This is a genomic window from Natroniella acetigena (genome assembly GCF_023227745.1).
Taxonomy (GTDB): domain Bacteria; phylum Bacillota; class Halanaerobiia; order Halobacteroidales; family Halobacteroidaceae; genus Natroniella; species Natroniella acetigena.
The window spans coordinates 28,917-52,675 of the sequence record NZ_JALKBX010000012.1 but is presented as its reverse complement, the minus strand read 5'-3'; the positions used below and the strand labels follow the sequence as shown (position 1 = coordinate 52,675).

General features: G+C 34.5%; 23 protein-coding genes. All 23 read right to left on the bottom strand.

Going from position 1 to position 23,759, the window contains the following annotated elements; all coding sequences use genetic code 11:
• Positions 1 to 643: 643 nt before the first annotated feature.
• Positions 644 to 967: a type II toxin-antitoxin system RelE family toxin gene (locus tag MWH25_RS04660; RefSeq protein ID WP_248626369.1), complete on the bottom strand. Its 324-nt coding sequence runs from the start codon at positions 965 to 967 to the stop codon at positions 644 to 646.
• Complete coding sequence (locus MWH25_RS04655; RefSeq protein WP_248626367.1) at positions 960 to 1,214, bottom strand: AbrB/MazE/SpoVT family DNA-binding domain-containing protein; 255 nt, start codon at positions 1,212 to 1,214, stop codon at positions 960 to 962. Before MWH25_RS04655 ends, MWH25_RS04660 begins: the two co-directional genes overlap by 8 nt.
• 237 nt (positions 1,215 to 1,451) lie before the next feature.
• Positions 1,452 to 1,757 (bottom strand): flagellar biosynthesis protein FlgN, encoded by a 306-nt coding sequence (locus MWH25_RS04650; protein ID WP_248626365.1) that lies wholly within the window; start codon positions 1,755 to 1,757, stop codon positions 1,452 to 1,454.
• Between the two features lie 311 nt (positions 1,758 to 2,068).
• Positions 2,069 to 3,769, bottom strand: a complete 1,701-nt coding sequence (locus MWH25_RS04645; protein WP_248626363.1) for an AAA family ATPase — start codon at positions 3,767 to 3,769, stop codon at positions 2,069 to 2,071.
• A gap of 526 nt (positions 3,770 to 4,295) precedes the next feature.
• Positions 4,296 to 5,126, bottom strand: coding sequence for an Rpn family recombination-promoting nuclease/putative transposase (locus MWH25_RS04640; protein WP_248626361.1), 831 nt, complete (start codon positions 5,124 to 5,126; stop codon positions 4,296 to 4,298).
• A 463-nt stretch (positions 5,127 to 5,589) separates the two neighbouring features.
• Positions 5,590 to 7,611: a flagellar filament capping protein FliD gene (fliD, locus tag MWH25_RS04635; RefSeq protein ID WP_248626359.1), complete on the bottom strand. Its 2,022-nt coding sequence runs from the start codon at positions 7,609 to 7,611 to the stop codon at positions 5,590 to 5,592.
• 234 nt (positions 7,612 to 7,845) lie between these two features.
• Positions 7,846 to 9,843 (bottom strand): flagellar filament capping protein FliD, encoded by a 1,998-nt coding sequence (fliD, locus tag MWH25_RS04630; protein ID WP_248626357.1) that lies wholly within the window; start codon positions 9,841 to 9,843, stop codon positions 7,846 to 7,848.
• 120 nt (positions 9,844 to 9,963) lie between these two features.
• A complete protein-coding gene (locus tag MWH25_RS04625; RefSeq protein WP_248626355.1) occupies positions 9,964 to 10,344 on the bottom strand; it encodes a flagellar protein FlaG in 381 nt (126 codons plus the stop codon).
• Between the two features lie 257 nt (positions 10,345 to 10,601).
• Positions 10,602 to 11,090, bottom strand: coding sequence for a flagellar protein FlgN (locus MWH25_RS04620; protein WP_248626353.1), 489 nt, complete (start codon positions 11,088 to 11,090; stop codon positions 10,602 to 10,604).
• Complete coding sequence (gene fliS / locus MWH25_RS04615) at positions 11,080 to 11,538, bottom strand: flagellar export chaperone FliS (RefSeq protein ID WP_248626351.1); 459 nt, start codon at positions 11,536 to 11,538, stop codon at positions 11,080 to 11,082. The genes MWH25_RS04620 and fliS overlap by 11 nt, the downstream gene beginning before the upstream one ends.
• A gap of 348 nt (positions 11,539 to 11,886) precedes the next feature.
• Positions 11,887 to 12,234, bottom strand: coding sequence for a four helix bundle protein (locus tag MWH25_RS04610; protein WP_248626349.1), 348 nt, complete (start codon positions 12,232 to 12,234; stop codon positions 11,887 to 11,889).
• 442 nt (positions 12,235 to 12,676) lie between these two features.
• Positions 12,677 to 14,143, bottom strand: coding sequence for a flagellin N-terminal helical domain-containing protein (locus MWH25_RS12880; protein ID WP_345947222.1), 1,467 nt, complete (start codon positions 14,141 to 14,143; stop codon positions 12,677 to 12,679).
• Between the two features lie 368 nt (positions 14,144 to 14,511).
• Positions 14,512 to 14,715: a hypothetical protein gene (locus MWH25_RS04595; protein ID WP_248626347.1), complete on the bottom strand. Its 204-nt coding sequence runs from the start codon at positions 14,713 to 14,715 to the stop codon at positions 14,512 to 14,514.
• 247 nt (positions 14,716 to 14,962) lie between these two features.
• On the bottom strand, positions 14,963 to 15,388 hold the full coding sequence (locus MWH25_RS04590) for a hypothetical protein (RefSeq protein WP_248626345.1): 426 nt from the start codon (positions 15,386 to 15,388) through the stop codon (positions 14,963 to 14,965).
• A gap of 90 nt (positions 15,389 to 15,478) precedes the next feature.
• Positions 15,479 to 15,727, bottom strand: coding sequence for a hypothetical protein (locus MWH25_RS04585; protein WP_248626343.1), 249 nt, complete (start codon positions 15,725 to 15,727; stop codon positions 15,479 to 15,481).
• Positions 15,717 to 16,103: a hypothetical protein gene (locus MWH25_RS04580; protein ID WP_248626341.1), complete on the bottom strand. Its 387-nt coding sequence runs from the start codon at positions 16,101 to 16,103 to the stop codon at positions 15,717 to 15,719. Before MWH25_RS04580 ends, MWH25_RS04585 begins: the two co-directional genes overlap by 11 nt.
• Complete coding sequence (locus MWH25_RS04575) at positions 16,096 to 16,878, bottom strand: hypothetical protein (RefSeq protein ID WP_248626339.1); 783 nt, start codon at positions 16,876 to 16,878, stop codon at positions 16,096 to 16,098. The genes MWH25_RS04580 and MWH25_RS04575 overlap by 8 nt, the downstream gene beginning before the upstream one ends.
• Positions 16,879 to 17,372: 494 nt before the next feature.
• On the bottom strand, positions 17,373 to 17,612 hold the full coding sequence (gene csrA / locus MWH25_RS04570) for a carbon storage regulator CsrA (protein ID WP_282706885.1): 240 nt from the start codon (positions 17,610 to 17,612) through the stop codon (positions 17,373 to 17,375).
• 2 nt (positions 17,613 to 17,614) lie between these two features.
• Positions 17,615 to 18,073, bottom strand: coding sequence for a flagellar assembly protein FliW (gene fliW / locus MWH25_RS04565; RefSeq protein ID WP_248626336.1), 459 nt, complete (start codon positions 18,071 to 18,073; stop codon positions 17,615 to 17,617).
• A 549-nt stretch (positions 18,074 to 18,622) separates the two neighbouring features.
• Positions 18,623 to 19,165: a DUF6470 family protein gene (locus tag MWH25_RS04560; RefSeq protein WP_345947224.1), complete on the bottom strand. Its 543-nt coding sequence runs from the start codon at positions 19,163 to 19,165 to the stop codon at positions 18,623 to 18,625.
• Positions 19,166 to 19,563: 398 nt separating this feature from the next.
• Positions 19,564 to 20,475, bottom strand: coding sequence for a flagellar hook-associated protein FlgL (flgL, locus tag MWH25_RS04555; protein ID WP_248626332.1), 912 nt, complete (start codon positions 20,473 to 20,475; stop codon positions 19,564 to 19,566).
• Positions 20,476 to 21,074: 599 nt separating this feature from the next.
• On the bottom strand, positions 21,075 to 22,847 hold the full coding sequence (gene flgK, locus MWH25_RS04550) for a flagellar hook-associated protein FlgK (RefSeq protein ID WP_248626330.1): 1,773 nt from the start codon (positions 22,845 to 22,847) through the stop codon (positions 21,075 to 21,077).
• A gap of 236 nt (positions 22,848 to 23,083) precedes the next feature.
• A complete protein-coding gene (locus tag MWH25_RS04545) occupies positions 23,084 to 23,563 on the bottom strand; it encodes a flagellar protein FlgN (RefSeq protein ID WP_248626328.1) in 480 nt (159 codons plus the stop codon).
• Positions 23,564 to 23,759 lie beyond the last annotated feature (196 nt).

The following is a 23,759-nucleotide window of genomic DNA, read 5'->3' as shown; positions in this document are numbered from 1 at the left end:
GCTGTCTAATTCAACCTAAAACCTTTACTAATTTTAAGTTTTATTTGTATTTGTTTTCAAATTTCAAAAATTGACCTAGGGGAAACTATACCCTAAAATTAAGTTCCAAATTTTTACTTGACATAGGACGTCTTTATTTAATTTTTGATTTTACTTAACCTTAAACTCAAACTTAAACTCAAATTACGCACCCACCTAGCTGACCTGGTCTTTGCCCCCACACCCGCCTACTGGAGAATTCGCAAGATTTTCCCACTACTATCCCTCTCTAGATAGAGATAACTCGTGTCTGTGTCTGTAATCTGTTGTCTAAAAAATCACTGACACGGACACAGACCACTGACACTATGTATTTCTTCCAGGTAGGACTCACTTCTAAGCCGCACCATGCTCAGTAGCTTCCGCTACCTTATGTGGATCGTTTTGCCTGCGACTGGCATCGACTTTCAACCACAGACCTAGGTGGATACGAAACTCATTATACCTTCCCTAACAGAAAAAATCAAGATAGTTTATTTAAAAACTCCTTTACCTGCAACCTAATTTCCAAAATTATACAGCTTCTTGATTTGACCAACTATTTATCATATCAAAAAAGAGTCTACTGCCAAGTAGACCCCTACGTATTAAACTTCATCACAGATTAATCTTTAATTAAATTTTGCTTTTTTAATAATTTGTATCGCTTATCTGCCTCTATATAAATATTTTCTCTAGAAGCTACAATAATTAACAAACAAATTTCATCCTCTTCTTTAATTGAATAAATAGCTCTAAAAGAACCGGCTCCAGAAAGATTAAATTTATATGAATATAAACCTTTTAAGTTCCCTTTTAAAGCAGAACTCTTCTTTTTAGGCTCATTCTCTAACTTTAATATTTTTTCAACAGCTTCAGCTCTTAAATGCTTTAAGCTATCTAAATCCTTTTCTACTGCTCTAGTTACCTCAATTGCATAGTTACTCATCTAATTCCATTCCTTTTTCTTTAGCATAATCCCTTAAGTTTCTAGTTCTACCTTCTTCATATTCCTTTTCAGCATATTCTTTAAGTTTAACTATTGGGTCTTCTACAGCCCTAGTTAATTTAAGCTGACCTAACTCTGCATTTATAAATAAAACTTCACCTTTTTCTATACCAGAAGATTCTCTAACTTCTTTTGGGATGGTAATTCTACCTTTATCATCAACTTTAGTAACAATTTTATCTAACATAGTACCACCTCCTTGTTTCTTGTGGGACTATCCCACTGATAATGAATATTATATAATATTCATTATCAGTTGTAAAGTTTACAAAAAAATAGCCTGCTAGCATTGACCAACAGGCTTTTTCTTTATTTTTTTATTACTTGCTTTTAGGTTTCTCAACTATTCATTATTCATTATTCAATATTCATTATTCATTATTCAATATTCATTATTCAATATTCAATATTCATTATTCAATATTCATTGCTTTACCCTCTGATTTTCTTTCTCCAAGCTATACAGCTTCTGCAGTGTCGGCTTCAACTGCTTCAACTTCTGATCATCACTCTTGACCATCAGCTTCAATTTATCCCCTTGACTAAGATTGAACTTAAGATCAATCCCTGCAATCTCATCTCTGATCTCTCGTTGTCCATCTTTCAGCTCTGCTGTAGGTTGGCCCTGCTTTAGTAACTCCTGCTCTTCCTCTACTAACTCTACTAACTCTTGATATAGATCAACCTGCTTCTTCAACTGTTCTATCTTTTCTTTCTCTGCTTGTAACATTTTTAAATCTCCCTTTCCTTGGCTAATTTTCTTATCCGTCTCCTGAAAGCCACTTCCCTCTACTACTATATTATACCTTATGTTACTCTAAATTCAAATGATGTAGCTTCTAAACCAATTTAACAGCCTTACTCTTTTCTCCATTTTAAGCAAAAAAGCCAGCAAAAGTTCTCTCACTGACTAATTATTGTAATATTTTTTATTATTTTCATCTTTTTTCTTTAACTCTAAAACAGGATTATGATAGATAGTATATTCTTCCTCATCTCTTCCTTTATTATATCTTGCTTTGATTAATATTAAGATTTTTTCTATCCATTATTCAATGCTTTACACTCCATACATTTATCTCCTACAAAGACCAACGCCCATTTCTTTAAGCTCTCCCGCTCTCTTAATTCATCTGCCTTCTTATACTTTATGAGCTGCTCTTTAGCTTCTGCTAACTTCTCTACAACGATCTCTTCACCTCTATCTTCATAGCTACTCTTTTTAATATATTTAAGCTCAATTAATCCTTCATAATTAGGCTCAATTCCACTTCGCTCAAAGAAAGCTATATCGATGTAACCATCTTCCACCTCATACTCACTCTTAACATAATAGACCCGACTCAACATTAGATAGCTTAGCATAATCAATTTAATATACTTCTCATCAAAGTCCATATAATCTCGATAAGATAATCGATGTAGTGTCTTTTCTATCAACTCAACAAATTCTTCTATCTCTCCTTCTAAAGCTAACTTAATAATACTCTTTTTGATCTCAATCGTTTCAATCTCATAATCTGCTTCATCTTTTATAATCTTAGCAAAAAAATCAAAATAAAGCTCCTTGATTGCATAATTAGGTACTCGCAAATTCACTAAATTCAAAAGTGAGCTATCTATAGTCAAAAAACCTAAATAAAATAATAATGATAAAAAGTCCTCTGCAGTAAACTCTTTAGCTAAACTGAATTCTGTAGTGATTGCAGTCTGTTGTAACTCCCCATCTAAAACACTTTCTAATATCTTATAATTTCTCTTTTTATTCTTTAAGGTAAACAACTTTCTTATCTTAGCATAATCACTCGAAATATTAGAGTCTATTAGATCATTTGGCTCACTATCTTTCTTTTGATAACTATTAAAGTAATATAAGACCATGTCACTATTAAATACTCGCTCAGTTGCATCTTGATTGAATAAATAACCGTTATAATACCTCTTTAACTTTTCAAGTAAACCTTTATCAGGTTGCTCTATTAATTTATCGATTAAAAGCCCAACTTCTGTTGTACTAAAACCCATCATTTGATTTAACCCTTTATCTCTAGTTACATTCGAAGCGATATTAAAACCACTGGTCAGACTATCTAAGGTGATTGGACTGACACCTGTAGCAAAGATCCGATCTACTATCCCATCAGCAGTCCCTTGTTTTAAAATCTCATACCATTTGCGAACAAATCCTGTCTTGCTTATTGTCTCTTCAAAAGTATCGACTTGAAAACTTAATAACTCATTAGCAAAGTGATCATACTCATCAATTAAGACATAAATTTTATTATCAACTTTGAATTTAACTCTTCCTAAAAATGAATTGAATATTTCTGATGGCATACCAGTCTGATCATAATCAAAATTCAAATCATACTGATCCATAAATTTCTTTAATGCTTTCAAAACAGTTTTTCTAAAACCTTCTAATAATTGTTCTTTAGTTGCAGTATTGATCCCTGAAAAATCAAATTTCAATATATGATAACTGTTAGCTAAGTCGGTCTTATTCTGCCCAATATACAATTTACCAAATAACTGATCAAATTTATCTTTATTGTTAAGATCATAATAATGCTCTAGGGTAGATAAAAATAAGCTCTTCCCAAATCGCCGCGGTCGCAAAAAGAAGATATATGGCTCACCATAACCTTCTAATACTTCTATATAATCAGTTTTGTCTATATATAAATAGTCATTTTGCCTTAGTTTTTTAAAATTACTAATCCCATATGGTATTCTCCCCATTATCCTCTCTCCTCCTAGTTAGAATTCCCTTGTTCTACCATTATTATATCGTATTTCAATTAACATTAAAAGTAGGTCAATGCAAAACTTACTTTTAATCCTTAGTAAATTCAAGAACATAAAACCTTTTAAGATTTTCAATTCTTAACTATTAACTGCAAATTACTGCATTACTAAGATAATGCGGTGAGTTTTCAAAAATGAAACTATATGTTATCGATGCTCCAACAGCAAATACTATAGCAAAATATTTACCAGAGACACGAAGACCAACTTCTGAAAATCATTTCATCTGAAAGGATATTTTGTCATGCCTAAAATTCTATGCAAGTACTAAAATTCAATAGCAAGTAGTAAAAAACAGATCAGACTGAATTATATTGCTAAAATCCAGTCCAGTCTGCTTAGTTTTTTTGCCTATTTAACTGTCATTATGACTTTTTGAAGTGGACAGGCCTCTGCTTGCTATCTAGCTGAAATAGCCACGTTAGCCGCAACTTTAGGATTACTAATTTTAGATTAACTCTTAGTTCAAATATTTGTCTATGTCATCTAGCTTCTCTATATCAAATATAGCATCTATCACTATTTCTAGTTCATCCTTCTCAAGTTCTTTTAAGCTTTGTTTGTATTCTTTAGGTAGCTCACCTATTTTTCTGCTTAGCAACTTAAATATTGTTTCCTGTAATTGTTCTTTCTTACCCTCTCTTTTTGCCTCTTCCATATTACTTACATGATCATGAATTGCTTTCTGTCTTGCCTCATACAATTCCCTAGTCTCTTCATCCTGGCTCAATACTTCCAAAGTCTCAGCAGCTTCCTTCAATTCTTTTACTTTCTCCTCTATCATCTTTACCACCTCACTCTTTGGATTTTTTAGAAACAATAGCCACGGCAGCAAGTCATTATCTATCTTATCCTTATCTTGGTACTTACTTTCATCTATTTTTGTTAATTCTATGAAGTGTATCTCTTCTAAGTCTGTTAATACTTGATTAGTCTCTTTTTCTTTGAGCAAAAAACAATTATGATACTTATCCATTTCTTTTAGATAATCAAAATTCAAGATATTAATTGCTACTGTCTTGTTTAATGTTCTATATTTTTGACCTTTTTTCAGTTGTGATGAATATAGTTTCGACCAGTAATATAAGCTTCTCCTTTTCATATTGTATTGATTTTTTAGCTGAATCTCTACATTTATCTTTGTATTATTATTAGCAGTTGCTTTGACATCTAAACGGGATAATTTATCTTCATCCCAGTCTTTATTGATTTCAGCATTATCTATCTTTACCTCTACTATCTCCTTTTCTGTACCCTTAGTTTTAAATACAGCATTTAGAAATGCAATCAAGATATTTGGTCTCTTCTCCCTACAAGTCCTTTCAGGACTTTCCGTGATGGCTAAATCACTTAATTGTTCTTTAGCCTATCTAATCCAAATATCTTCTTAAAGACAAAATCTACTTTAGGATCTAATAGTTCTTCTTTCATATTATCTTCCTTTCTAGTATTTAATTTTTTCAACTATTAACTCTATTTACTACCTTATAAGTATATTATAACCTATTTTATTTAAAAATGAAAATAGAGACACGATGTCTCGTGCCCCTACAAATAATAATTTATAATTTGTTTTTTAAGTTCATGCTCTTATCCTTCAAGTTCCTTGAACTATTAATGATGAAAAAGCCGCTCTTAGATTTTCAACTACTCTTTATTACTTGATTTTTTACTGTACATTGTACATTTATTTCTTGCTTTTTCCCTCAACTAATTCCTTATTCCTAGTTCCTTGTTCCTGATTATTCCTCTATTTATATTCCTAATGTACCGATCTGCGAAGCCATCTGCTGTTGTTGAGCCTGCATTTCTGCTGTTGCTTGTTGCATTCTAGTAAATTGAGCCCGCAGACTATCCTCACGCGATTCTAATCTATCTAAATCTCGTTCAATATTCTCATTAATCCGGTCTATCTCATTCTCTAATGTCGGAATTCGCCCTACATCACCACCAGGTTCACCAATATAACCAGGCTGAGAGCCAAATTGAGATCCAACCGCTGCTTCTACAGTGCCTTCTACTCGATCTGCTATTCCAGGCATCTGCTCTTGCAGAGCACCATGCTCCAACTCTCTAAAAGAGGTCAACTCTAAATTTCCATTATCATCTTCGCTAGCAATCACTCGACTGATTCCATCATCACTATCATTAATAGCTTCAATCAATGAATCTAATTCATCAAAACTACCATTATCAGCAGAAACAGTACTTTCTTCACCACTAACTTCTAAAGTAAATTCACCTTCATCCAATATTTTATCTAAATCTTCACCTTCTATAGTATTAGCAGACTCTCTAGCAAAGACTTCACGCAACTCATCCAAATCATTCTCGATTGCTTCATCAAGGGTTTGGCCCCAGCCTCTCCCTGCTTCATCTATCTCTAAGCGACCATCATCTTGTACCTGAATCCCAAATTGAGATAGGGTCATCTCCTCTCCATCTTCACCTATATCATCAACCGGCATAACTACACTATTATGAAGCTGAGACTGTAAGGTGCGTAACTGTGATTCCCCCTGCAAGATACCACCTTCAATCACCTCTTCAGCTCCTTCTTCATCAAGCTCTTCTCCCTCTTCTGTTCGTTGGGGATTGGTATAAAGATCTATCATATCAATTACTGAGTTATAACTTTCTACAAATCCTTCAATTTCTTCTCTAATCCCTTCAGTATCAGTATCTACATCAATTGTTGCTGATCCTGTATCCTGCTGCAGATCAAAAGTAACACCATCAACAGCATCATCTAGTGTATTATCATCTGAAGTTACTTCTAAACCATTAATGTAGGCTTCTGCTCCCTGAGATTTCTGTAATAACCTTCCTCCATCATCATAGTCAGTCAATTCTTCTGAATCTAACACGTAATTACTTTCGCCATCAGTAACCCCATCAATCCCAGCAATCCCTGTATTACCTTTTTCCTCAGTTTCAATATCTTCTTCAGAAGTAATCACTATATCATCAGCTGCATCCAATTCAACAGCAGTATCTTCATCACCAATCTCGGCTTCAATAGCTGAAGCTAGGTCTTCAGCAGAATCCCCTTCCTCTATATCTACCTCATATAACTCTTCAGCTACTTCAATCTCTAAAGTTCCACCTTCATCTCCCAAGTCATCACCAAGTTCTATTGTCGATCTATTATAGATATCAGAATCATCATCAAGATCTAAAATACCTAAATTTTCTAATACCCCTTTCTCATCATGTACATCTTCTCCATCTTCCACTATTAAATCCGTATTACTATCACTTACCTCTAAAACTAGATTATCTTCGATTACTGTAGCTTGGACTAAATCATCATTTCCTTTAGCATTATTGATAGCAGAAGCTATATCAGATAACTCTTCTACATCATCATCCAAATAAACCCCAAATCCAATATCATCCTCTATTCTAAGATGAAACTCACCACCACTTAAATCACTAGGATCAACATCCCCAGTTGCAACTATTCGCTGCTTCTGTGCCAACTGCTCAACCTCAACATCATAACTAGCCGAATCAACATCACTGTCAGCTTCAGCCGTTACTACATCTTCATCTGAACTTTCAGCTACAGCCCCAAAGGTGTCTGCATCTATACTTGCTGCATCTCGCTTGAAGGTATCAAGTTTACTATTGATATCCTGATAAGCCTCAATCTGTTGATTAACTTCTTCCGTCTGCTGATATTGATTCATGATCGGCTCCTGTTCAGCCTCCATGATTTGATATATCATTCCATCAATATCCATACCACCGATACCGCCTGCTCCCATTACCATCTTTATCGCCTCCTTTTAATGTGCTGTGTGTCATCTGTCTTGTGCTATGTGCTACAACCTTGACATTCAAAGCCTTAAAATGAAAAACCATTCCTTTTCATAAAATTTATGATTTTGATTTTATGACTTTGAACTAGCTCACGCTCATGACTCAAAGCTCATAGCTAAAAACAAAAAACCATCATCAATTTGACAATGGTTTTGAACTTTCCTAATTCCTAATTCCTATAAACTTTAAAACAATCCAAAAGCCCCAATTCGCTGCATCTGACTCTGCATTTCAGCCGTTATCTGCTCCATCCGCATAAACTGCTGCCGCAGACTATCTTCTCGAGCTTCTAACCTCTCCAACCCACGTTCGATATTATCATTAATCCGATCAATCTCATTCTCTAAAGTTGGAATTCGACCAGTTCTGCCACCTTCTTCTCCAATATATCCACTGAATCTATCAGTAGCAGCTTCTATATTATTTTCAATCCGTTCTATAATCCCTGGACTCTCTTGTTGAACGAAACCATCTGGATCAGAAAGATTTCTATAGGAGATGAAGTTTAACCTACCATTATCCCCTTCACGAGCGATCACTCTACTGATTCCATCCTCATTATCATTAATAGCAGCAATTAATGATTCTAAATCACCAAAGCTACCACCATCAGCTTCAACCGTCTGCTCTTCACCATCGACTTCCAGAGTAAAGGTATTCTGCCCTAATACATCTTCCAGATCTTCCTGGCCTATATAATCAACAGATTCTCTCGTAAATAACTCTCTTAGTTCATCCAGATTATTCTCAATCGCATCATCAAGGGTTTGGCCCCAGCTTCTGCTATCTTCAATCTCTAACCTTCCATCATCTTGAAGTTGAATCCCAAACTGGGATAGACTTCTAGTTTGTCCGTCAACTCCTACATCATCTACAGGCATAATCACACTATTATACAATCTAGATTGTAAATTTCTCAACTGTGACTCACCTTGTAAGATACCACCCTCGATTACTTCCTCAGCACCTTCATCCTCATCATCAAGCTCTTTAGTATCACTTGTCCTGCGGGGATTACTATACAAATCCATCAGATCAACTAGCTCATTATAGCCTTCCACAAAGTCTTCAATTGCTTCTTTAATTCCTTCTTTATCGATCTCAACATCGATAGTCGTTGGCCCTTCATCTTCTGGTGTCTCTTGATGTAGATGGAAGGTAACTCCCTCGACTGCTTCATCTAGTTGATTGCTATCTGCTTCTACAGTCAGACCATTGATCTTAGCAATTGAACCTTGAGCCTTTCTCAATAATCTATCATCAGTCTCATCTGTTAAGTCTAATAGATGATTTTCTCTAGTATCAGACTCCACTGTAAAATCACCAGAACCTGTTACATCAATCTCTTCATGAGAATTAATTACTATCTGGTTATCATCAGTCAACTCAACCATAGTATCTTCATCAACAACCTTGCTTTCAAGCTCTGTACGCAACTCATCAATATCAGCTAGATCTCCTAAATCTATTTCATGATCTTCTCCATCAATTGTAACAGTTAAAGTTCCATCACCTAAATCTTCTGGATCATTAAATTGTATTGTTGAAGTATTGATTTCAAATTTAGTATCTTCATCTTCTAAAATACCCAAACTCTCTAAGATACCATCTCCATCTTCAACTACTAAGTCGGTATTACTTTCTCCTACCTCAAGCATTAGATTATCTTCAATCACGACTGCTTGAACTAGGTCATCATTTCCTTCAGCTCGATTAATAGCTGCAGCTATATCTGTTAATTCTAATTCCTCATCTTCATCATTATCAATTACTACTTCAAAGCCGATATTATTCTCTGTTCTCAGATGGAATTTACCACTAGAATCTTCCCACCCATCTACTCTATTATCAGCAGTTGAGACCAACCTCTGGCTTTGTGCTAATTGTTCAACCTCAACTTCATAACTGATCGAGCTAATATCACTATCGACTTCAGCAGTCACTAGCTTATCATTTGAACTCTCTGCCACAGAACCAAAGGTAGCTGCATCAATCTTCGCTGCTTCCTTCTTAAAAGTATCCAACTTAGTATTAATATCTTGGTAAGCTTTAATCTGATTGTCAAGCTCCACTGTTTGATCATGCATATTAAACAGGGGTTCTTGCTCGGCCTCCAGGATACGGTAAATCATACTATCAATCTGTGACATGCCACCCATTCCGCCCATTGAAGACGTAAACATACTCATCGCCCCTTTCGTCTTTTAAGTCGTGTGTCGTGTGCTGTGTGTCGTATGCTAAAATCAAAACCTTAACCCTTATTTATTTTGACCTTGCTCACACTCACACACACAACTCACACACTATATCTTCTCATCAATAATCATACCAACAGCCTGTTTAATCCTACCTAATGTATCTAACATCTCTTCCGGTGGAAACTCTTTGATTACTTCGTCTTGACTGATATCAATCAATTTACCCATTACTCGTTCGCTCGTTTCATGAATTTCAAAACTTAGGTTCTTATGGAAGGACTGGACTGTATCATTTAGAACTTCTACAACCTCTTCCATCTCTTCTCTATTTAAATCTTCCCGCCGAGAACCCTCTTGATGATTCTCTAATTCATTACTGAGCTGTTGATCACCGACTACTCTATCAACTGTTGCTTCTTGCTTGCCTCTTCCCTGTTGAGTTGCAGACTGAGCTGGATTAGTACTACTTACATCTGATACTCTCATTTTCTATATCCCTCCTTTTGAATTAGTGTCAAGTGTGTGTGATTCGTGTGTGGAGAAAATCAATACCTTAAAAATCACTATGTGTGAGTGTGTGTGGTTCGTGTGTGGAGAAAATCAATACCTTAAAAATCACTATGTGTGAGTGTGTGTGGTTCGTGTGTGAAAATCAAAAGCTCATATACATCACTCACACGCCTTTGATCTTATGTTTTTCACTCACACTAACACTAACACTAACAACTCACACACACGACCCCTCAGCTCCTATCATCAATATACGTCGAATGAACCCGTACTTGTTGTTGATAAGACTTATTGACCTTTGCTCCTTGCCTGATCTTTCTAATCTCTTGTGCTAAACCTTCTTGCTTCTGATTGATCAACCCTTGATTCTCCTGCTCTAACTCTTTAAGTTCGCTTATTAGATCACTTAGTTCAGCTACCTCCTGCTTTAACTCTGCAGAAGCAGCACCTTGCTGTAAAAATTGCCTTAACCAATTACTACTATCTAGTCCTAAACTTTCAATCAACTCTTCCCGACAAGGAAGTAACTCTTCTTCCAACAGATCTACCTTAGAAAGCAGTTCAGCCTTAACCTCTAAAATATTCTCCAATTCTTCTAAATCGACCTCTTCAGCAGCTAAAATCTTTCTCTGTTTCTTACTAAGTTTCAGTAGTTGATTGTAATTGCTCGCATACTTACTATAAATTTTTAGTAACTTGTCACTTAAACTATTAGCCTTCAATATTTATCGCTCCACTTCTCTTTTGCATATTCTGCTGTGGCTTAGATACTTTACCCTTAGCCGACATCTTCTTCTGCTTAACCTCTTTAATTGCTTCAGACCAACCATCCTTCAACTCAGTCAATAAATCGACTACCTCATCAATAATAGCTGGGTCTTTCTTGACGTTGGCCCGGATCAACCGACTATACATATAATCATAGAGACTATATAAATTCTCCGCTACCTCGCCACCGCGATCCATATCGAGTGAAGTCATCAACTCCATGATAGCAGCCTGAGCACGTTTCAACTTTTCATTAACAGCCATAAAATCCTTATTATCTATCTCTGCCTTAGCCTGCTTAGCAAATTTAATCGCTCCATTATAGAGCATAATTACAAGCTTTTCTTGACTAGCCGTTTCATACTGAGCATTCTTATACTTTTGGTAAGGGTTGTTTGACATGATATTACCTCCTTTGTTTATAGGAATCAGGAGTCGGGAGTCAGGAATCAGTTGAACCCAAACCATTTAGGAAACAGGAGTCAGGAATCGGGAATCAGTTAAGTTTAAAAGAGGAACTAGGAACTGGGAACTTGGAACTAGTTAAATTCATAATCAAGTTCAGATTCAAGTTCCATTGTTATATCTAACCAAACATTTTGACTTTCCTAATTCCTTATTCCTAGCTCCTAACTCCTTGCTTTTAATGCTAATTCCTTATTCCTAGCTCCTAACTCCTTGCTTTTAATGCTAATTCCTAATTCCTAGTTCCTTGTTCCTGATTCCTTGTTTTCAGCTAATTCCTATTAATTACAATGAATTCAAAAGTCCAGTTAACATTCTACTAACTTCTTGAATCTGTTCTCTAAATTTAAAATAATTATCTTTACTAATATAATCTAAATCTTTAGCTAATAAGATATGATATTTCAACTCACCAATCGAACCTCTTGCTATCCCAATAAATTGCTTGTATTCTCCCATAGTCCTTCTATGACTACCTTCCATTAAATTAGCATTAATAGAAGAAGCAGCTCTTCTTATCTGCGACACCAATCCATACTTTTCTTCCTTGGGAAAGTCAGTTGTTGTTTTATACAACTCTACAACCAAAGAATGAGACTTCTTAAACACTTTTAAATCTTCAACAGTTTCCAATATTAACCCTCCCGATTAAAATTTTACTCTTTATTGTTACCAGAAGGGTTTGTTATATACTATACTTAGGAATCAGGAGTCGGGAATCAGGAGTCAGTTAACTTCAAGATCATAAAACATATAAACTAAATTCAAAATCAAAAACCCGAATTTTTAGCTCTAAGATTTTGATTTTCCTAATTCCTAGTTCCTTGTTCCTGACTCCTAATTCCTAGTTCCTGATTCCTTGTTTTTTACTCTACTAATTCCTAATTCCTAGTTCCTGATTCCTTGTTTTTAGCTAGTTCCTTGTTCCTAATAACGGAAAAGAGCCCACCGACAGAAAATGCCGGTCGGCTCTTTAAACCTTCACTCTTCAGTTTATAATCCAGGTTTTGAATTTAGGATTTTACTAATTCCTAGTTCCTAATTCCTTATTCCTGGTTTTTAGCTAATCACTAAATTATCCAAGAACTTGAAGAACATTTTGAGATTCCATATTAGCCTGAGCTAACATAGCAGTACCTGCTTGAGAAAGAACTTGGTTCTTAGTCATTTCTGCCATTTCAGCAGCCATGTCAGTATCTCTAATTCTAGACTCAGCAGCTTGTAAGTTCTCTCTAGTTGTATCTAAGTTATCCATAGTATGCTCTAATCTATTCTGAACCGCACCAAGCTCAGCACGCTGCTCAGAAACATCATTAATAGCTTCATCTAAAATGTTTATCGCCTCTGTTGCTCCTTCTTCATCAGAGATATCAATATCAGAAACCATCTCGCCTTCTCCAAGACCTAATTGGTCAGCACGCATATCTCCAATTGATGTATCTAAATCATGATCTGCACCAGCACCAATGTGGAAGCTAGTAGCTTGATCTATATCTATACCTTCAAGAGTAACAGCTTCTAAAGTATCACCAGGTTCAGCATCTCCATCAACTTCAGCAGGAACACTAGCACTTATATCATCCATACCATCAAGAGCATTCACTAAATCTTCTACAGTATAATCTTCACCTAAATCTTCTACAGTTTCAAAACCGTCTCCCTCACCATAATCGACTTGCAATTCATTACCAGACACTTGCACGTCAATATCATCTTCACCTTCATATTCAATATCTGCACCTAGATTAGATATGCCAATAGCTTCATCAGTTAAATCATTTGAAGCGTCATCAGTTCCGGTAACATCTTCACCTAATTCAGCACTTAATCCTTCTATCCCTGCGTCATTAATTGCAGTAACAACATCATCTATTTCAGCATAATTCTCACCAGTATCATCACCTAATCCTTGTCCATCTACTAAAGTCTCATCAACATTTCCATCCTCATCTAATCTCTCAATTGTTATTGTAGACTCAGTGTCAGCACTATTATCAGCATCTAAGCTAATTTGGTATTCTGCATCAGAGTTATTAGTAACTTCAATCACATCGTCCGCGTCCCCACCAACCTGTAGTTCAGTAGGACCAGTAGTTAAAGATTCTTCTGTCGCCTGAGCTCCAAACTTACCATTTAAAATCTCCATATCATTAAATGTAGTCTGCTCAGCAATATCAGTAATCTGCTCTTGCAATTCATTAACCTCTAACTGCAACTGTCCTCTATCAACATCTTGATTAGATGCGTTAGCAGACTGTACAGCTAGATCTCTCATTCTACCTAACATACCATGAGTCTCATCTAGAGCACCCTCAGCAGTCTGAATTAAAGAAATACCATCTTGAGCATTACTACTTGCCTGCTCTAAACCACCGATCTGTGCTCTCATCTTCTCAGAAATCGCTAGTCCTGCTGCATCATCAGCAGCTCTGTTAATTCTAAATCCTGAAGATAACTTCTCCATTGACTCATCCATATTTCTACCAGTTGTACCTAAGTTTCGCAGTGCATTCATTGCACTAATATTGTTTTGAATTCTCACTTTTATCATCCTCCTTGATTTTTTGTGAAGGCATCCTTGCCTTCATTTAGCTTTCAGTCTTCAGCTTTCAGTCTTCAGCTAAGATCAAAATCTTGAAGTTCAAAGTCAACTGAATTTACTGATGCCTGATATCTGATAGCTTATAGCTAACCTACTGCTACCTAGATCCGGCCGGAACTCTAGATAAAGCAGATTAGATAACTATTTTTATCAACTCTATACTTATTATCGTGGATACCTTAAAATCTTTAAAGAGATCCAATCACTTAATAAGACTATTTAAGACAATTAAATCAACTTAACTCTTTATTTCTTGCTTATATCCTCTTCTTGCTCTATTTATAGATCAAATTTGAAATTAATTCTAGTCATTCCTCCTTCTTCAATTCCTTTTCTATTACTTTAACTTTCTCTTTTAGAGATTTAAAATCCTGTTTGATCTTTTCTTTTTGAACTTGATTAAGATAATCATTATCTTTAATTTTAGTAGCCAGTGCTCGCATTGACCTTAATTTATTTTCTAATCTATTCAGCCTTCTTTTATAAGATTTAATCGAGTCAAGCTTTTTCATATTGTTAAAGCCTCCAATTTAAGCATAAAATATAGAACAACTAGGAATCAACTATATTATATCTTTTTTAACTCCTGTTATCAATTTCTAAACATCTCAAGTAAAAAATAGAAAATAAAGATAAAAATAGCCGCCAGCATAAAGTGCTGAACGGCTATTTTTATCTTTCAACCATTTACTTAACTATCTCTTAAGATTTCAAACTTTAGGTTTTATTAATTCCTGACTCCTGCTTCCTCTCTTTAATCTAACTAACATTAAACTCCCTTAATTTATCAATATTATTTCTACCATAAATATTAACATTGTCAATTGATATATCTAAAAAATCTATAATTTCTTTAGTTGAAAAAGTAACTATTCCTACATTAAATTTTTCAATAAATCGATTAGAATTAGAATGTTTCCAAAGATTAAATAAAATATCTTCATCTGACTCTTTTAAACTATTAATTTTTATTTTACATTCATATCCTTCACCTGTTGAATCTCTTTGATCCCAAGCTACAACATCTATCGGATCACGGCTCGTCCAATTTACACTTGAAATTTCAACTTTACAATCCATATTTAAACTACAATTCTCAAACAACTCTTCTTCTCTAATAGGAAGATATATACTCTCAGAAGATGAATATCTTTCTAAAATAAATAATAATGTCAATCGCTCCAATATTGCTCCTCTAAATTTCCCAAAATCAACTGTATCAGTATCAAGGGAATAAAAAGAGATAATCAAATTAATAAATTTATCATTTTTAACTTATTCTTCTTCAGCTATATTAGAAGCAAAATTTTCTTGATAATAATCTGCAAGTATATCTGACTTATATAAGTCTTTTACACATGTAATCTCATATATTATCTCACCTGCATACACTAAATAATTTGGGTTTTTATATAAAAAAGCGGTTAACTTCACTACCTTTTCATTATTAATATATCTAAATCGTGATTGATTTTGTGGATCTAAAATTTTAATAGGAGAAAAATTATTGATACTATCTGTCATTCATTATCACCCCATAGGATGGGAGTTTTATTCTATTAATAGACATTTTAGAAGTTATATTATCAATCTCCTGTATTAAGTAAGGCCAAACATACTTATTAAATTCACTTGCTAAATAATTACTATCCACCTTTTTTTCATCAAAATTTTCTAAGATAAAATAAGTATCATAGACCAAGGAAATTTTAACTTTCTTTCTTTGTATAAAAATAACTTCCAATATATATCTAAAATAATCTTCATCTTCTTCAGAATACATCATTTCTCCCGATATTTCTAGAGATTGATCTTCTTCTATTGGAGTTTCTAAATTCATTTTTTCTACATTTAGCTCCTCTAGAAATATATCTGTCATCTGTAATACATTACTATCCATTTTCTCCCTCCTTTTTCGAAATCAAAGCACATTTTTTAACCTTAATATTTTGATTAGATTTTTTTCTAGGTTTAATTGTTCTTGTTTCAGTTAATGGAATATCATCAACTTGATAATTAAATTTAGCTTGTATTTCTTCATTTCTAACTTTCCAATCATTTTCCTGAGCATATTTTATTAATTTATTTTTATGACCAATAAAGTTATTTTTCAAAAGCTTATCTTTGCAATTATAAAAATTTTGGATAATCTCAATCCTATTTTTATGTTCCTTAATCAAATCTAATTCATCTATTCTTCTTTTAGTATTAGAAACTATCTTTTCTATTCTTAAAAAATCTTCAATATTTTTAGCTATTATAGTTCTTTCCATAAATTTAGTTTCCTTCATAAGTTTTAAATAAACCCACTCTATCATTTTCTCATCTTCTGGATTTATATTCTCAATTTTAGAACGAAACTGTTCAATTGACTTAATCCTATTTCTTTTCTTCATTTCAAAATCATTTATCTCATATTTATTAGAAATATATTTGTTTATTACATAAATAATATATAAAGCGAAGTCTTTTATTATAAATGAAGATAACTCATTATAAAATTCAATCTTATAATCCAACTCACCTTCATTTGATTGATTAAATTTATAATTAAAAATTATTGAAATATTATTGTGGAGTTTTTCTTCATACTCATCGTTCATAATGTATTTATCTTTTAAACATTTTCTCTTTAATCTATTCTTAAACTCTTCTAAAAAATTATCTTTATCCATTTATTTTCCTCCCTTCTATAAAGTTATTCTTATTAAACTTTAATATATATTATTAATATACTAGCACTATAAGTATATCTAAATTCTCTTATTATTATTATAGACCATTTTAGCATATATTAAAAGCTATTTTCTATAGATATCGCCAACTTTTTGTAGGCTAAGCTATAAAATTATATCAATAAAAAAATACTTTTTATTACGAAGAGTGGATGTGGTTTTTACGATTTTCACGAAGGGCTTTTGAATTTTATCCAAACAACACACACCAATTATGAACTTGACTTCACTAGTTCCTAATTCCTGATTTTAACCTCACTCACCCATAACAAAAAACTGCCCCACGGCAGTCATTAGCTCAAATCAATTTTAAATTTTATATTGGGTTTGACCTTCCTGTCTCCTGTCTCCTGTCTCCTGTCTCCTGTCTCCTGTCTCCTATTTCCTAATTCCTGATTCCTGATTCCTGATTCCTGATTCCTGATTCCTAATTCCTAATCTCTCACCTGCTCCCTAGCCTTCTTCAACAACTCAGCCGCCAAGCCACCCTTAATCTGTGCTGCTTCTTTATTCTCAGCCTGAATCTTATGATAGACTTCCTCACGATGAATAGCAATAGAACGAGGAGCTTCAATCCCTAGCTGGACTCGACCACCCTTTACTTCCAATACCTTGACCTTTATCTGATCATCTACTACGATTGCTTCATCTTCTTTCCGCGTTAAGATTAGCATTATTAGCCTCCTATCACTCTTGCTGCAGTCTCTTCTTCATTGAATAGATAATAACGGGTTGGATAGTCCTTTTGCAACACAAGCTGACCACCTTTTCGGCTTTCAGTATTGATAATAATCGGTGCTTTTAAATTAGTCCTAAGTTTAGTTTCATCTTCAGCTGCTACAAAGGTATAAAATACTATATCTTCATTCTTAGTATCTTGGTCAATATCCAATTTTTCCTGAAATTTATCAGTTAAAGTAATCTGATAATCCTTTACAAAGTTTAATGGATTGATCATCATAAAGGACAAAGCAGGCTCTTCAATAGACTGCAACCAATAAAACAGCTCATCATCTAAGCTATCAATAACTGTAAACTGAGTATAATCCTCAAAACCTAAAATTGGATCAGAAAAGGTAATGATTTTATCTTCTTGTACGTCAATCTCACCAAATAACTTAGTTTCTATCTTCATTTAATAACCTCCTGCTTTATATTCTTAATTATTCTCTCATGTGCGTCAACTTAAGACATAACTTTCTAATCACCTTACTTTTTATTGATATATAGTGTAACTTTTAAAATTACAATCTTAAAACATAAAACCTAAAATCAATTTCGAGGCGGCTAAAAACCAGCCTTTCCTCGACTAACTTTTTTTACTGTAAAAAAAGTCAGGAAAAAAAGCTAAAAAACCAGAGGAAAATTAAACTCGCTAACCGAGCTAACTCTTTACTTTAAGCTAATCTTACTACCTAATATTTAAAATTAATTACTATTAAATTAATTGCATAATCTATGCTCAGCTCAAACAAAATTTTCCTAAAACCTAATTAGAACCCTAAAGATCAAAACCAATCTAACCTTTAGATATATAGATTTTTCAGAGGTCTTAGGTTTTCAAGGTTTTGACCTTTAATTGTAAATTGTACATTGTCAACTGTACATTATATTGTAATAAAGCTCCACTTCAAACCCCTATAACACCAAAAATCATCTTAAGTTAACGCGGGTGAAATGCCCTTCAAATTCTAATATCCAACTGAGGCTCCTGGGCCAAATAGACCTCATACTTATCACCGACAGCCTCTATATTAGGATACTCAAAATCAAGCTGAAGATCCACCTTAGCTCGATTAAGCTCGATATTAGGCCTTTCTACCTCAACATTAATTTCCGGATCAGACTCAGGAACAGCAGCTATAGTCGTCTCCTTTTGATCAAAGGAATTATCCTTAGCAACCTCTGCAATGGTATTGTTCGGATTCTCTATCCGGGCCAACCGATCACCCTCCCGTGCTTTTTGGGCAATAGCTTGACTGGCTTGTTGCTTAGCCTCATTTTCTAAGAAATTGATCAGAGAATTTAAACTCCTTCGCCCTAACTCTTCTAAAGGCTTACTCTGATCTATCTCCACAATCACAGAGGGATTATCCATCTTCACATCACCTAGCACCTGAAAAGGTTGCCTAGTACCATAGTCAATATTTAAGTCTGCTAGCTTAGCATCCATCTCAAAGTTACCAGGGGTTCTATTAACTCCAAGCCGTCCGAAGTTCTTACTGATATTAAGCTGTGGTATTTGAATACTAATCCCCCCTATCTAATTAACAGTGCTCTCATCTAAATCTAAGCCTGTTATTACAATACTTAGCAGATAACTAAATTTCTCTGCACCCCCGTCTTAATGTACAATTTACAATGTACAATTGACAATTAAATTCAAAGTCATAAAACCACAAACACTTAAACCATCAATAGTTGCAAGACATCCTGAGATTAAATATTCATTCTTCCAATATTTTCAGATGAGAAGACTCATTAATAATTAATAATTTACAATTTAATTCAATCTTTTTCGACGATTCATTATTCAATTTTTCAAATTGATGCTTTTATAGCTTTATAACTTTTTATTTTTCCCATTATTAATTATTCAATATTAAATATTCAATGCTTTTTTTGTTAACTCAAAAAGTCAACCAACGTTGGCTGAATCACCCTCGCTCCTATTGCTAAAGAAGCACGATGGACATTCTCCTCCATCTTCAAATTTGTAATCGTCTCTGCCATATCGACATCTTCAATATCCGATAAATTCTCACTATGATTGATCTTTTGAGCTTCTAGCCGAGACTCTAAAAGACCCATTCGCTGTTGTCTAGCTCCAACTCTGGCGCGAGCCATCAAGGTCTCTTCTATATGATCATCTATATTTGCAATTCCATCCTGAATACTCTCATCACCCTCGCCATTTAGAGCATCCTCAAACTTTTTCAAATCAGCAAGAACTTTACTAAAGCCTTCATCACCGATGTCAGCTCCAGAGACATTGATATCAATCTTGACACCTTGCCCAACTTCCCGATAAATAGTTGCTTCAGAAACATCAGCATCATTAGCAAAGTAATCATCTGGATTAGTTGAATCACCAGCTGTGTATGGTCTCTCATCCGTTCGCGTTCCATTGAAGATATAACGATCATCATATGTTGTATTACCAACTTCAACTAAATGTTCACGAAGTTGCCTCACATCTTTTGCAATCATCGCCTTATCAGCAGGCGTAGCTGAGTCTGTAGCTCCCTGCACCGCTAAGTCTCTAGCTTGTCGTAAAGTACTCCCCACATCATCCAAAGCCATATCCGTAGTTTCAAGCCATTTGATCCCATCTTGAACATTTTTGGTATGCTGTTCATTATACTTAATCGTACTCTTAGTGCTCAATGACTTAGTAGCACTCAAAGGATCATCGGATACATTCTGCATTCGTTTTCCTGTTGATAGTTGATTCATATATTTATTTAGTGTGCCTTGACTTCGGTTATAATTATTCTTAAAATCACGAATCATCATATTGTTTGTAACACGAGTCATAATCATACCCCCCGATTAAAGTCAATTTATAGTTTATAATTGACAATTTATAATTAAGTTCAAAATCAGTTTCGAGAGGGCTAAAAACCAGCCCTTCCTCGACTAAATTTTTTTGCTGCAAAAAAATTTAGGAAAAAAACTTAAAAACAAAGGAAAATTAAACTCGCAACCCAAGCTAACTACCTATTTCAAATTAAATTCATTATTTATTTTAAATACAATTGCTGTTAAAGCAGTTAATTACAGAATCTATGCTCAGCTCAAACAAAATTTTCCTAAAACCTAACTAATTATAAATCATGAGGGATGTTTCGCAGTGACATCTAGATTTTTTCGTCTAGCTTGTTGATGAGTCGAGAAATAAATAAGAGTATGAATTAGCTAATTTCCCTACTTTTAAATTAGCTAGCTCTTATTTATTCGCAGACGAATCTTAGAAGCTCAGAAAAAATCTTTCAGAACGAGAAATCTCCCTCATGGTTCTAAGCAAAAGTTACACATAATTGTAATAAAGCTCTACCTTAAACCCTTATAATACCAAAGATTATCTTAATTTTACACATATGCTTTTTAATTATCAATTATCAATTGCTAACTAGCTATATTGTATTAACAAGCGTATTAAACATCTCATCTAACCGTGAAATTACTCGTCCGGCTGCATTATAACCATGCTGAAACTTGACCATCTCAGTCATCTCTTCATCTAAAGAAACACCTGACACTTCATCACGCTTCGCCTTTAAACTGTCAGTCAAGACCTTCTGATTACTATGCATCCTATCAGCCCGTTCGATATCAATCCCCAACATACTGGTCTGTGTCTGCCAGTAATCATTAAAACCAGTCGAATTGATAGCATCCCCTTTGTACCTCAGATCAGCAATTCGTTGGGCATTGCTTCCATCTCCTAGTTCACCATTAGCAGAAGCAGCTATCTTACTTGGATCATCCACGATATTCTCATTGACCTGGATGTGACCTGCTGTTGGTACTTTACCATCATCTTCAGTATTGAAGGTAAAGAAGTTTTCATGATCTTCACCAACTGCATCACCATTCATATCATAGCCATTGCCATGGATATGGTTGACCTCACTGACTAGCCTCCGCGTCAATCGATCCAAATTATTAACACGATAATCATCAACTTTATCCCTAACATCCTGCAAGCCCTTAATCTCTCCACTGTTGATCTGTACACTATTACCACCAACTTGGAATTGATATTTTTCAATTCCATCTTCTTTATATCCTTCAAATTCATGCTCAAAGTTGACATTATCATTATCTAATTCCCAATCTTCATCGCCTAAAGCTTTCCCCAATCTATCTTCAAAAACAGTGACATTCTTAATATCGTGCTCACCTTCATCTTCTAGCAAACCTCTAATCCGCTCTTCAAAGTTACTTGTATCCTCTCGATCTAAAGTTATTGTACCATCATCATAACCATCATCATCACCAAACTCTATTTCAATATTATCAATATCTTCATCACTTACAATTCTAATATAATCATATTCCTCACCATCATTCTCAACACTATCTCCACTGAACGCAGCTACAAAGTTCTCCTCTAGCTCCATCTCTTCACCAGCCGTAGACTCTTCTAACTTATGAGCAAACTTACCCTGGACGACATTAATTCCATTCAAACTAACATTAGCTTCATTGTCCTCTGTCGTTCTAATATTGACATCAGCCAACTTAGAGAGATCATCTAGTAAAGCATCCCGTTCATCGATCAAGTCATTGGCATTCTTCTTACCATCAGTCTCAACCGCTTTAATCTGGTCATTGAGACTGGCAATTCTGCTGGTTAAAGCATTAAACTCATCGACCCGCCCTTCAATCTCTGTTCCTAAATTCCCTTTAAATTCCTCCAAAGCCGAATCAAAGTGATTCATCTGAGTCGTTAAAGTAATTGATTTTTGGACAAGTGTCTCTCTCATAGCTAGACTCTCGGGGTTATTGTTAAGCTCCTGCCAACTGGTCCAAAACTCATCTAAACTATTAACCAATCCGCCCTCTTCTAATTCATTAAAGATAGACTCAATCTCTTTTAAATTCTCTTTTTTCATCTCCCATTCACCTAAACCATGATTTTCAGCTCTGATCCTACTATCTACAAAGTTATCCCGCATCCGTTCAATCTTTTTAACTTCAACTCCCGTTCCAATTTGGCCGGCATTAGCACTTTGATTTAACCCTGGCACAGTATAAGGTGTTGTCGTTCCTTGAACTGCCTGCTGCCGGGAGTAATTTTCATTATTAGCATTAGCGATATTATGACCCGTTACCATCAAAGACTTCTGTTGTGTTTGTAAAGCCCGTTTGGCTAACTCAATTCCTCCAAATGTTGATGTCATCACTTTCCCTCCTGTTCTTCTGTTATCCGTTGTCTGTCAAGTGTTACCGGTGAAATACGTGTCTGTGGCTGTGACTGTTGTCTGTAAAAATTCAAGACCATGAAAATCATTAAGAAAAAAGAAAATCAATCTCTAATAATATTTAAGTTTAATGGTTTTCACAGACACAAATTACTGACACAGTCACGCTTTTTCTGCTCTTCCACTGGCACGGACTACTGACACCGACACGCTTCTCATGCTTTGTGATTAAGAATCGAACTCCTTTTTCGATCATTATTGAATGAACCCTTTTTCCCATAAGTACTCTTTTGATCATCCGTCAAGATGCTGAGACTGAAATTAGTCATCTTAATGCCATCTTGGATTAATTTATTATTAAGCTGGTTCAAATCGATCAGCTTGGCCATCAAAAGTGATAACTTCTCACCTATCTCCTCTAATCTTTCATCGTAAGGAGGCTCAGACTCTTTTATCAGTTCAGTAATACTTAAATCACCTACTAAATCACTTCTCTTTCCCTCTAATACCTCTATATAATCTACAACCTCTTCTTCCTTCTTAACAATCTCATTTAACTTAGTCATATCCTGCTCAAGAAGTGCTTCCCGTTTTCTCTCACCTAGTTCATAAATCTTTTGATGGATTTTATATTCAGCCTTTAAGATTTCGATTAACTGTTTGATATGATATTCTGTTACTTCAACTTCTGCCATAAGCTTCCTCCTTCGCAGTGTAAATTCAATTGATAATTGATAGTTTAAAGTTGATAGTTAAAAACTTCCAACACTTCAAAAACCTTGACCTTTAATTGTCAATTAGTGTTAATTCGTGGTTGCTATCTTTGAGTTTTTGAGCTTTAAGTATTCCCTATTATTTTCACTACTTTTTAAATTTATTTTAATCAGTATT